This window comes from Diplocloster hominis, from assembly GCF_032380655.1.
GTDB lineage: Bacteria > Bacillota > Clostridia > Lachnospirales > Lachnospiraceae > Diplocloster > Diplocloster hominis.
The window spans coordinates 32119-43730 of the sequence record NZ_JAWDIY010000039.1 but is presented as its reverse complement, the minus strand read 5'-3'; the positions used below and the strand labels follow the sequence as shown (position 1 = coordinate 43730).

The 11612-nt window shown below is 49.4% G+C and carries 10 protein-coding genes; 2 read left to right on the top strand and 8 right to left on the bottom strand.

The window, feature by feature from the left end; genetic code table 11:
* The first annotated feature begins 211 nt into the window (after positions 1-211).
* Positions 212-784 carry an HD domain-containing protein gene (locus ABC831_RS22835; protein WP_343250377.1) on the top strand — a complete coding sequence of 191 codons (573 nt, stop codon included), beginning with the start codon at positions 212-214 and terminating at the stop codon, positions 782-784.
* A gap of 31 nt (positions 785-815) precedes the next feature.
* On the opposite strand, the gene ABC831_RS22830 is transcribed toward ABC831_RS22835, so the two are convergent.
* Positions 816-1271 carry a hypothetical protein gene (locus ABC831_RS22830; protein WP_343250376.1) on the bottom strand — a complete coding sequence of 152 codons (456 nt, stop codon included), beginning with the start codon at positions 1269-1271 and terminating at the stop codon, positions 816-818.
* A gap of 351 nt (positions 1272-1622) precedes the next feature.
* Complete coding sequence (locus ABC831_RS22825; protein ID WP_343250375.1) at positions 1623-2465, bottom strand: tyrosine-type recombinase/integrase; 843 nt, start codon at positions 2463-2465, stop codon at positions 1623-1625.
* Between the two features lie 201 nt (positions 2466-2666).
* On the opposite strand from ABC831_RS22825, the gene ABC831_RS22820 reads away from it, so the two are divergent.
* Positions 2667-4538, top strand: coding sequence for a Na/Pi cotransporter family protein (locus ABC831_RS22820; protein WP_343250374.1), 1872 nt, complete (start codon positions 2667-2669; stop codon positions 4536-4538).
* 137 nt (positions 4539-4675) lie between these two features.
* Here the strand turns inward: ABC831_RS22820 and ABC831_RS22815 are convergent, their stop codons facing one another.
* From ABC831_RS22815 to ABC831_RS22790, 6 genes are all read right to left on the bottom strand, one after another.
* Positions 4676-5533: an MBL fold metallo-hydrolase gene (locus tag ABC831_RS22815; RefSeq protein ID WP_343250373.1), complete on the bottom strand. Its 858-nt coding sequence runs from the start codon at positions 5531-5533 to the stop codon at positions 4676-4678.
* A gap of 92 nt (positions 5534-5625) precedes the next feature.
* Positions 5626-6885, bottom strand: a complete 1260-nt coding sequence (locus tag ABC831_RS22810) for an ROK family transcriptional regulator (RefSeq protein ID WP_343250372.1) — start codon at positions 6883-6885, stop codon at positions 5626-5628.
* Between the two features lie 54 nt (positions 6886-6939).
* A complete protein-coding gene (locus ABC831_RS22805) occupies positions 6940-7776 on the bottom strand; it encodes an alpha/beta hydrolase (protein ID WP_343250371.1) in 837 nt (278 codons plus the stop codon).
* Positions 7777-7838: 62 nt separating this feature from the next.
* Entirely contained in the window at positions 7839-8825 is a 987-nt protein-coding gene (locus ABC831_RS22800; protein ID WP_343250370.1) for an ABC transporter permease, read from the bottom strand.
* Between the two features lie 25 nt (positions 8826-8850).
* Complete coding sequence (locus ABC831_RS22795) at positions 8851-10329, bottom strand: sugar ABC transporter ATP-binding protein (RefSeq protein ID WP_343250369.1); 1479 nt, start codon at positions 10327-10329, stop codon at positions 8851-8853.
* Positions 10330-10383: 54 nt separating this feature from the next.
* Positions 10384-11490: a sugar ABC transporter substrate-binding protein gene (locus tag ABC831_RS22790; protein WP_343250368.1), complete on the bottom strand. Its 1107-nt coding sequence runs from the start codon at positions 11488-11490 to the stop codon at positions 10384-10386.
* Positions 11491-11612 lie beyond the last annotated feature (122 nt).

The following is an 11612-nucleotide window of genomic DNA, read 5'->3' as shown; positions in this document are numbered from 1 at the left end:
TAGACATAAGTACCTCTTTCTACTGCGGATAGGAGACACTAAGAATCATAAAACAGAGACAGGGAGGAGTGTAAGACTAAATTCAGCATGAGGGTGGAATTTAGAATTTCATTCGAGCCTGTACAAAATCCCATGCGGTATTGATTGTACTATCCACTTCCTGCTGGTATAATACAAAGAAGCCAAAACAAAAAATAAAAAGGAAAAGACCATGGAAAAAACAGAAAAAATCTTACAATTTATAGAGGAAGCCGAAGGACTGAAATCGGTTACCCGTTATGCCTGGACAAAGGATGGACGCCGGGAGAGCACTGCGGAACACAGCTGGTGTATGACCCTTTTTACCGCACTGGCTGCGGCAGAGGACCCTTCCATCGACTGGAAAAAAGCCGTCTGGATGAGCCTGATTCACGATATGGGAGAGTTATACGACGGAGACATCTCCGCCGCCACAAACCCGGATGAATCAGCAAAATATACCCAGGAGCTCCGGGCGATCGAACATCTGGCCTCTCTGCTGCCGGAGGAACTGGGAATGACGTTCCGTAACCTATGGATGGAATATACGGACGGTACTACCAAAGAAGCCAGGCTGGTGAAAGCCCTGGACAAAGCCGAGACGATTCTGCAGCACAGCCAGGGCCAGAATCCTGCTGACTTTGATTACGCGTTTAATCTGAGTTACGGAAAGGAATATTTCGACAGCGGTTCAGGGTTAATGAGGCTTCGGGAACTGTTGGATGAAAAAACAAAAAACCGCGCAGCGGAATCTTCGGCGGAATAATTCCGCAATCGATCCGGCGCCTTTCCTTCAGCTAACTTTTTTGTAAATACTGATGCAGCAATCTCATAAGCTCCATTCCGCTGCGGAAATAGACCTTACGCCCTTTTACCCTGATTTCTCCCTGCATACTGGCTTGCTGCCGGTAATAAACCCTTATTTCGACCCCTGTTTTTGCTGCATTGAATCGTTCTTCCCCTGGGGAATTCAGATCTTTTCGCAGAGTCCATCCGGATAAATCCAGGAAGTATGGGCTGCTGCCTTTGAAATGTCTGTGGCCTACGCTGGACTGGGGATAATTCACGGAATCCATAATGTCATCCATAATCAGCAGCAATTGATCCAAACCATAAAAATCAAATTCCTGTTTGTAGTACATGGAATAGAGCTTGCCGCAGGCGACCTTATCCTTATAAGATTGGAACTGCACATACATTGTGCGGGCACACTCCGGAACACAACCGTCGTTATATGTAAGGACTTCTTCCATAAAAGCCTCCTCCTTCAGATCGAATCAGGTGTCCAGTCACACTGGAGTTTCATAAAAGGACAGAAGATTTATTCTGTCTTGGTTTATTTCAGATGGCTATTGCCAAATACATAATTTTTCTTAATTTTACTATAATTTCTTATATTTTACAACAAATTTTAGATGCATAACATGTCTGCAAAATGAACAGAGAGCAGAAAAAGGTGCAGGAAACAGACCGGGCATAATCCGGTCTGTTCCCTGCACCTTTTTGACGGCGTTAAAAAAACAAATGGCAAGAAATGAATCGTTTCATCAGCAATATTGTTTATGAGCAAGACAGAATAAATCTTCTGTCTTTCTTAAATCCTTCTAGCAAATCAAGTGAAGCCTGTCTAACGCCCGCATGTGCTCCTCACCGGAGGACAGCAGATAAATACGGGTGGTTTCCACACTGGAGTGTCCCAGCAAATCTGCTAATTTCGCAATATCTTTTTGAGAAGCATAAAAAATTCTTGCAAACAGATGACGGAAATTATGAGGGAATACTTTTTCCGGATCTACTCCGGCTGCACAGCACAGATGTTTCATCTGTGCCCATATCTCTTTTCGGTCCAAAGGACGGCCCCGGCTGGTCAGAAACACCTCCCCGGAGTTGATTTTTTGGTCCTTGGCATATTTCAGCAATTTACGGCAGAGCTTTTCCGGAAGCAGGATGGTCCGGGTTTTTCCTTTTAAAATAATCACAGCCTTTCTTGCCCTGGCCGCCTCCACCGTGATATAACGAACTTCGGAAACCCGGATGCCGGTAGAGGCAAGAGTTTGCAGGAGAAGGGACAGCCTGTCGTTCTTCTGCCGTTCGGCGGCAGCCACCAGCCGTTCATATTCCCGGCGTGTTAATTCCTTTTCTTTCGACGCGAAAGTCCTGCGCTGCAGGCGAAGCGGTTTCACGGTACATTCCTCCCAGCTCATAAAACGGAAAAACCCATTGAGAGCCGCTAACGAGGTGTTGACTCCTGCAGGCGCAAAATTATGTGTCAATTCGTTTTTATAGTCCATCACCCTGTCTTTATCCAGCTGCTTGTTTTCCGGCAGCCAATCATGGAATCTCGTCAATGCCCGCCCATATTTTTCAATGGTGGCGGCGCTGCGCTCCTGACGGCGCAAATCCAGCAGGTACCTTGTAAGATCCGGCAAATACATATCATGCATCATAATTAAAACCTCCTATGTAATCATTAGCATGACCTTTTCGCAGCAGATCATACATAATCCTTCCCCAACACAATGTCATTTTCAAGGATACCGATATAAAATATGATTAAAGAATATTAAACCATAAATTGACAGGAACTTCAAAATGAATTAACATAAAATTAAACAAATTTTTACAAAAGGAAAGGTCGGTTATCGACAATGGATATCGTATCAGTCATTACGTTGCTGGGAGGTCTCGCATTTTTTTTGTTTGGCATGTCGCTTCTTGGAGATTCTCTTAAAAAAGTAGCCGGTAGCCGGCTGGAGGTATTTCTTGGAAAACTGACCTCCACCCACATTCGGGGGATTCTGCTTGGGACCTTCGTGACGGCCGTGATTCAGAGTTCCTCCGCCACCACCGTTATGGTCGTGGGCTTTGTGAACTCAGGTGTTATGAAACTGTCCCAGGCGATCGGCATCATCATGGGCGCAAATATCGGGACCACGGCCACCGGCTGGATCTTAAGCCTGACCGAACTGCAGGACGGCGGCACGGCGGCACAGTTGTTTTCGGTGTCCACTATTTTCGCACTCATCGCACTCATAGGCATTATTCTGTATATGACAGCCCACAGTACGAAGAAGAAAAATGTGGGCGTTATCCTGCTGGCATTCTCCATATTAATGTACGGTATGCAGATTATGAGCAGCGCTGTGGAACCTCTGAAGGACAGCGCCGAATTCATCCGCGTGCTGACCGTATTCTCGAACCCCTTCATCGGAATTCTGGCCGGAACCCTGTTCACCGCCGTGATCCAGAGTTCTTCTGCTTCGGTAGGTATCCTTCAGGCTCTGGCCGTCACCGGCAGTATATCGTATGATATGGCGGTCCCGCTGATCCTGGGCATGAGTATCGGCGCCTGTGCACCGGTGTTGGTATCCAGTATCGGCGCAAATAAAAACGGCCGGCGGGCCGCATTTATCTATTTGTATTATAATCTATTCGGCTCCCTGGCATTCATGGTGGTCTATTATGCCGGTACGCGGCTGCTTGGCCTGTCCTTCACCTCCATGGCCGCCACCGCCATAGGCATCGCCATTGTCAATACGGTGGCCAAACTGTTTGCGACCATTGTACTGCTTCCCTTCATGGGCCAGTTGGAGAAGCTGGTTTATCTCACCTTCAAATCCTCACCCGAGGATGAGGAGTATGAAGAAAACCTCTTGGACGAACGCTTCCTGAATTATCCGCCCCTGGCCATTGAACAGAGTAATCACACCATCAATAAGATGGCGGAAGCTGCTAAGAAAAATATACTGCAGTCGATTGACCTGCTGGCTGATTACCGTCCGGAATCAGCGGAGAAAATCGTTAACCGGGAAAACGTGGTGGACAAGTATGAGGACAAGTTAGGTACCTACCTGGTTAAGTTAAGCGGCAAAGAGCTGTCCCACAGCGAAGCCCGCCAGTCCTCCAAATGCCTCCACAGCATCACCGATCTGGAACGTATCTCCGACCACGCCGTCAATGTGATGGAGCTGGCCGCGGAGCTCCACGAAAAGAAGCTGACATTCTCTGCCGCAGCGGACGCAGAACTGCGTATCTGCATTGACGCCGTCAGGGAGATTCTGGATACCGCCTTCCTCGCTTTCACCTCAAATGATCTGGACATGGCACACCGGGTGGAGCCGCTTAAGGAGGTAATCGGGGATATGGCAGACGCTTTGAAATCAAGCCATATCAGCCGGGTCCAGGCCGGTAAATGTACGTTGGAGCTGGGATTTGTGTTCAACGATCTGCTCAACAATTTTGAACGGGTGGCCGACCACTGTTCCAATGTTGCCTTGAGTGTGATCGAGATGAATGACCTTTCCTTCGAATCCCATGGGTATTTCCGTTCCTTAAAATCTTCCCAGGCGGAGAACTACACGGAGCTTGTGGAGGAATACAAGAAAAAGTACTATATCCGGCTGCCGTATCAGGAGGAGCCGGGCCTTGAGGAGGCTCCTGCGGGGGCAGCCGGGTCCTCCGGTTCTTCCGATTTTGACTCAGGTTATGAAGAAACGGCTGTACATGCTCCCAGCGCATGATGTGTTCCAGAGTCTATTTTCTTATTCAAGAGGCAAACGCGTCCCTATTGAATAAAATCCCATCCGGAAGCCGCATAAAGCAGAAGGGAAGATGTCACTTCCCTTTTGAGGAATAACGGACTGGAAGGCCCTGCTGTTTATGAAAGCATCTCCTCCACTCCCGCATAATCAATTACACACGCTCCGTATTTTTGCACTGTTTTGACCTCGCCGCCAAAATCATTCTCTATAACGATCACCTCATCGCTGTCCTCCGCGATCTTTTTCAGGCCGGTCATCGTGTCTTTCATCACCTGCAGGTCAAGGGCAGAGCCAAATTTCCTGAAGTCGTGATGGAAATTATATATTTTATCGTAACGGTCTCTCATGTCATAGATCCTGCGAAGCGCCAGGTAAGCTGCCGACGCCGCTTCTTTTTGGCTCTCAAAGGCTCCCGGATCCAATATGTAGTATCCGTTGCAGGCATCCCCAACCAATAACGTTCTGGACTTCTCATCCAGATATACCATGGAGCCAGGGGTATGCCCCGGGCACTCATAAGCGATGACACGCCGGTTTCCCAGTTCAAAAACCGAGGCGTCGTGCAGGTATTCAAAGGACGGAACCCCCGGCCAGCTGCGGATATCCGTGTCCGGGGAATACTCATAGGATTTACCCTCCCGCTCTCGGATTAGTTCCGCATATTTTCTTCTGTTGGATACCGTTCTGCACAAGTCTATTTTCTTTCTGTCGTCGTCAGCCGGGTGAATCCAGATTTTATCAAACCAGCCCGCTCCGCCGATGTGATCGGGATGGGCATGAGTCAAAGCCACCTCGTAGGGCTTGCAGGTGATCCTGTTTTCAATGACCCATTTAAGATCCCCGATCCCTGTCCCGGTGTCGAGAACAAGCGCTCTCTCCTCACCTATGATTACAAATATGGACGCACAGTCAAACTCATCTATTTCAAACAAACCGTCAGCTATTTCATAATAAGACAGTCCTCTGCTTATCATCAATATCCTCTCCTTTTCTCCTATCCCGGCAGAGACTTCCGCACTCAGCCCCATGCGCCGCGTTCCCGGTTCATCCGATTATTCCCCGCCGCTCAATCCGCATACAATTCCGGATTCTTAAAAAATAGATTAGCCAGAGCCAGCGAAGAACCCCATGCCTGCAGATCCGCCGGGGGCCTGCGGTCGTAGAGCAGCTCAAACGCATCTGTCGCCTGGGGATAATACTGGAATTCATTCAGATAACGCTTAAGCTCCCGGTTAAACCATTCGCCCGCGTACGCAAGCCGCCCCTGGAATATTACGATCTGGGGATCAAAATTCAGGGAAATATTCCGTAGCCCGCAGGAAACAATTTTGGCCGTATAGCTTACTATTTCCCTGGCGAACGCATCTCCCTGATCCGCAAGCCCGCTCAACTGGGGGATGTCCGTCTCCTCGGATAACTGCATGATTTTTGACTGCCTGCGTTTGTCCGGCTGATCCTGTATCATCTTGCGTATCCTGGCCGGGCTTACCAGACGTTCCAGACAGCCCCGGCTGCCGCAGCCGCATAGTTCCTCGTCTGTCAGATCGACTGTCATATGACCGATCTCACCTATGAGTGAATTACGGCCGTTCAGAATATGTCCCTTATCAATATAGCAGGCAGAGATCCCTTCGTCGGAATATATGACCACCAGGCGCATCTCTTCATACTCTTCGTGCCCCAGCAGTACTGCTCTTCCGGCCATTTTAGCCACATTTTCAATGATAATCGCTTTACCGGGAAACATCTCGTAAAGAATCTGTGACATAGGAATGTCACGCCCCCAGTCCGTACAGGTCGAACAAAACTTTAGAATGCCGGTGTTGTAATCTACAATTCCCGGTGTCGAGAGACTGATCCCGTAGATATCATCCCGTTGGATTCCCTTTCCTTCCAGCAGTTCCCGGGTCCCCCGTTTTAATATCTCCTTAAACTCCTCCAGCGACAGATTTAAATGGCATGGGTAGTTTTTTGCTAAGATCGTGCGGATTTTTAGGTCCATCAGTGAGATATTGATACCTGATGCCTCCATACCGATACACAGCAAATACTTTTTGTATTGAAAATAGAACAGCTCCGGCCTTTTGCCGCCGATATCTGTGGAGGTTCCCTTACCGGCTGATCTCAACAGACCTTTCTCCATAAAACTGAGGACGGCTTTTGTCACCGTCTGTCGGCTGATTCCGGTATTCGTGGCTACATCATTTACCGACAGTTCCTCTCCATAACGGAACATCTGCAGAACCCTGACCCGGTTTTTATATTTCAAATCTGACGGCATGGCCGCAGTATTCCTGATATTGGAAATGTCAACTGCTTCACTCATGATCTGTTCCCCGTTTCGTTCGTTTTATTTATCTTCTATATTATCGATTGGATATTACCCTGTCAAGCCAGATGATTCACCCGTTACCGCGCCTCCTTTTAGCGGGAGCCACTCCATAATATCTCTGATATGTCCGCCCCAGAATTCCCAGTCGTGACCGCCAGGCCCTTCCAGATATGTTAATTCCGCCCCCAATTTAAGAAGCTGGTCCCGGATTCTGATATTTGACTCATACAGGAAATCCCCGGTCCCGCACGCCTGAAACAGCGAGGGCTCACAGCCGCGTTTCCGGCAGCCACGGTATAGTTCCAGCAGATCCGCGTCACTGCCCATAATCTGATCCGGCCTCTCGAATATATCGTGAAAGCAAAATGGTCCGGGAATACTCCCCCCGGCTACACCATCCCGGATACCGCAAAGATCCAGTCCGCCGGACAGGCTGGCCGCTCTGCTGTACTGTTCCGGGCAGGACAGGGCCAGATAGTACGCGCCGTATCCGCCCATGGACAGCCCCGCAAGGAATTTGTCTTCCCTCTTCCCTGATACAGGGAACATGTACTCGATGAACCGGGGCAATTCCTCTGTTATATAGGTTTTGACATTTTTCCCATGAGCCATGTCCTGGTAAAAGCTGTTGTCTGCCGACGGCATAACCACCGCCAGCTGGTATTCCTGCGCAAATTTCTCTATATTGGTATACCGCTGCCAGTCTGTGCAGTCCCCATACGCTCCGTGAAGCAGATATAATACCTGGAATCTGCTACCGTCTACAAAATAACGATGATCTCTGCCATTCATAAGCTCGTCGGAATCAGGAGACGGAATGATGACACGGATATCCGTATTCTGCAGTAGTGAGCTGCTGAAAAAATTACATTGAAAATAAGCCATATTGAATTCTCCCATTCTCTTTCTATTAATGAATCTGTATTACTGAATCTGTGCGCTGTAGATTAGCCGTTGGTTTTTGGAGAATCCGGATTTAACTTCACCCGCTGTCTGCGGCTCAGCTGATAGACATCAAAACCGATAGCGGCTAACATGATCACACCTTTCGCGATGAACTGGTAGTAGGTATCCAGACCGGCCAGCTGCATCCCGTTGGCCAGGATCGCCACAATGAGAATACCTGCGAAGACACCGGATAATTTTCCCTCCCCGCCACGGATGCTGACACCGCCCAGAAGAATGCCTGTAATCACAGTGAACTCTGTTCCGGGACCGGTGAGGGAATGGGCAGATCCCAGCCGGGATACCAGCATCAGAGCCGCCAGCGCGACGAATCCTCCCGCCAGTGCCGAGATGATCATCTCCATCAAATGAACATGAATCCCCGCAAGCCTGGCCGCCTCTTCGTTCCCGCCCAGCGCATACACATAGCTTCCAAAATAGGTCTTATTCATCAGGAAGCTCATGATGATCAGTAGAATGAACATCAGGATGATGGGAAACGGAATCCCGAAAAAATACCCCTGTCCCAACAGCTTGAAGGAGTCCGGAAATCCCTTGATAGACACGGAACCCGATACTACAAAGGAAAGTCCCTGAAAGATAGTCATCGTTCCTACGGAAACCATAAACCGGGATATTCTGAGCAGCTTTGCGATTAATGTAGTCAGCATACTTAAGCCCACACCCAAAAGCAGCGTCAGCAGGATGGCGGGAAATGTCGGCATGCCCGCTTTTACCAGCAGCAGCCCCGCGCAGACGCCGCACAGGCTCATAAGATAACCCACCGCGATATCCATGGAGCCGGACATCATGAGTATGGATATGCCGATAGCCGCCACCACCACATAGGCATTTTGCGCCAGAATATTCAAGATATTGGTCAATGACAGAAAGTTTGGTGACAAACAGGTAAAAATGATAACGATGACCAGCAGGATAACCCATGCCATATTTTTACGTACAAATTCTGAGAAATAATTTTTCTTCATTTTGCTTTTCCTCCACTATCCCTTATTACAGACCGGAAGCCAATTCCATGATGCGCTTCTGGCTGAATTCCTCTTTACGGATTTCCCCGGTCATCCTTCCCTCGTACAAGACCAGGATCCGGTCGCTCATCCCGATCAGCTCCTTCATCTCCGATGAAATCATGATGATGGATATCCCCTGGCTTACCAGATCGTTCATCAGGTGATAGATCTCCTGTTTTGCCCCCACATCGATGCCTCTGGTAGGCTCGTCGAATATCAGGATCTCTGTCTGTGCCGCCAGTGTTTTCGCCAGCACCACTTTCTGCTGGTTGCCCCCGGACAGGTTTCTCACCAGCTGGTCCATATCCGGGGTCTTGATCTTTAGCAGCGAGGTATAGTGCTCCACCACCTCATCCACCTGATTTTGGTTGACCACTGTAAAGCGGGACAGCCGCTTCATGCTCATGATGGGGATGTTCCAGCGGACCGAGTATTCCAGGAATACGCCTTCCCGCTTCCGGTCTTCCGGGATCAGCCCGATGCCGTGTGCCACCGCCTGCCCCGGATTCCGGATATCCACTTCTTCCCCGTTAATCAGGATTCTGCCGCCGGTCTTTCTGGCGCATCCGTAGATCACCTGGGCCAGCTCCGTACGGCCGGCTCCCACCAGGCCGGCCAGCCCGAGAATCTCCCCTTTATGGAGGGTAAAGTTAATGTCCCGGTCTCCATTTCCGCTAAGATTTTCCACCTTTAGTACCTCAGGGCCCGGTTTCACCTCCCGCGGCGGGAATTCCTCGCTGAATTCCCTGCCAACCATCATGTTGATCAGTTCCCGGCGGGAGGACTTCTCCCTGGTTCTGGTATCCACATAACACCCATCCCGAAGTACGCTCACCCGGTCAGCGATGCGGAACACCTCATCCATGCGGTGGGAAATATAGAGAATGGTCACTCCTCTCTCCTTCAAATGCATGACGATTTTCAGCATATTTTCTACTTCCGCCATAGCCAGAGCCGCGCTTGGCTCATCCATAATCAGGATTTTCACGTCCTTAGCCATAGCTTTGGCGATCTCCACCAGCTGCTGCTTCGCTGTGGAAAGCTCGGCCACCTGGGTGTCCGGATCGATATCCACTCCCAGTTCTTGGAATATGGCCGCTGCCTTCTCTCTCATTTGTTTGAAATCCGGCAGAAACTTTCCCCCCACCCGGTCACCCAGGCAGATATTTCTTGCCACCGACAGGGATGGGACCAGATTAAATTCCTGATAGATCACTCCAATCCCGCACTCTCTAGCCAGAGACGGGGTCATATTCGTGATCTGCCTGTCTCCCACAGTCACCGTTCCTCCATCGGACTTTACAGCTCCTGCTATAATTTTGATCAGGGTCGATTTTCCTGCCCCGTTTTCCCCCATGATCGCATGGATCTCCCCGGTTTCAAAAGATAGGGAAACATCGCTTAGCGCTTTCACTCCGGGATATTGTTTACTGATATGTTCCAATGACAGTATTTTACTCATTTGACCTCTATAACCTCCCGTTTCAGGAAAGGAAGTGCCCTCACCCGACTGTTTCTATTGATGGCTTGCCAGAGCTTCGTCTACATTTTCAGCGGTGATGGTGGACAGCGGAATCTGGAAATATCCGTTCTCATCGGTGCCGCCTTCACCCACGGCCACATCAAACATAGCCGCTCCCATATCACCGGAATCGATCAGGCCGCGCAAACTGCTCTTATTGTCCACGCTGTTTTTGATACTGTCTGCCGCCGCGGTCAGCCAGTCACAGCTGAAGATGCCGAATTTCGTCACATCCACTCCGCTCGTCCGCAGTACCACCTCATCAATGGCCGTGGCATAATCTGAGGAATGGCTCAATACTACTTTCACATCCGGATGGCTGACGAACATCATATCCGCGTATTCCTGGCATTTGGCATTCGCATTCGTCTGTCCGACGGTATCATAGACCTCTACCACCTTCGCCTTCGGTGTCAGATTTTCTATCTCTTTTAATCCGTTTGCCCTGTTCTCAAAAGGCTCAACGGATGTGTTCACGAACACCGCCACCTCGATACTGCCATCCTTTGCATCCGGAAACGTCTGATCAATCCAGGCTGCTGCCGTTTTCGCTGCCTCGTATCCGAACTGATACTGGTCCACATTCATTGCTACGTCAAAACAGTCTTTTTCATCCAGCGGATCTCCTATAAAGATGACTTCACATCCCTGGGAACGGACTCTGCGGAATACATCCGTCAAGGCTCCAATGTCGATGGGGGTAACCAGGATTTTGTTCACACCCATGGATGCCAGGTTCTCGATCTGTTCCGCCTGTTTTGCGGATTGACCATCGGCTCCGATCTGTGTATACCGTATCCCCTGCTCTTCACACAGCCTGCTCAAAGTCTCGCCAGCCTCCACCATATAAGCGTCGTCAAAAGACACAGCGCTGAAACCGAGATAGAGATCCTCATCTTTGGCAGCCGCAGCCGCATTTTCACCGGTACTGTCTGCCTCTGCATCCGGTGACGGTTTGGCAGCATGATCTTTTTCCTCCTCCCTGTTCTCCTCCACCTTTTCGGATGGCGGATTCTGTGACAGGCTAAGTGCCCCGCAGCCTGACAGTAACGCTCCTGCTAATCCTGCTAATACGACGAACCCCCAAATACTTTTTTTCATATCCTACCTCCATTTGTAATTTAGTTATGTAATTTAATTACGTAACTAAATTATATTTCTTATGTCCCCTATTGTCAAATGAAAAATAGGATTTCTTTCCGAATTGGGATTCTGCTCAATTT

What these genes read in the sequence shown, in the direction of transcription:
- ABC831_RS22835 (WP_343250377.1), top strand. Translation starts at nt 212, where the DNA reads ATGGAAAAAACAGAAAAAATCTTACAATTTATAGAGGAAGCCGAAGGA.
- ABC831_RS22830 (WP_343250376.1), bottom strand. Translation starts at nt 1,271, where the DNA reads ATGGAAGAAGTCCTTACATATAACGACGGTTGTGTTCCGGAGTGTGCC.
- ABC831_RS22825 (WP_343250375.1), bottom strand. Translation starts at nt 2,465, where the DNA reads ATGATGCATGATATGTATTTGCCGGATCTTACAAGGTACCTGCTGGAT.
- ABC831_RS22820 (WP_343250374.1), top strand. Translation starts at nt 2,667, where the DNA reads ATGGATATCGTATCAGTCATTACGTTGCTGGGAGGTCTCGCATTTTTT.
- ABC831_RS22815 (WP_343250373.1), bottom strand. Translation starts at nt 5,533, where the DNA reads ATGATAAGCAGAGGACTGTCTTATTATGAAATAGCTGACGGTTTGTTT.
- ABC831_RS22810 (WP_343250372.1), bottom strand. Translation starts at nt 6,885, where the DNA reads ATGAGTGAAGCAGTTGACATTTCCAATATCAGGAATACTGCGGCCATG.
- ABC831_RS22805 (WP_343250371.1), bottom strand. Translation starts at nt 7,776, where the DNA reads ATGGCTTATTTTCAATGTAATTTTTTCAGCAGCTCACTACTGCAGAAT.
- ABC831_RS22800 (WP_343250370.1), bottom strand. Translation starts at nt 8,825, where the DNA reads ATGAAGAAAAATTATTTCTCAGAATTTGTACGTAAAAATATGGCATGG.
- ABC831_RS22795 (WP_343250369.1), bottom strand. Translation starts at nt 10,329, where the DNA reads ATGAGTAAAATACTGTCATTGGAACATATCAGTAAACAATATCCCGGA.
- ABC831_RS22790 (WP_343250368.1), bottom strand. Translation starts at nt 11,490, where the DNA reads ATGAAAAAAAGTATTTGGGGGTTCGTCGTATTAGCAGGATTAGCAGGA.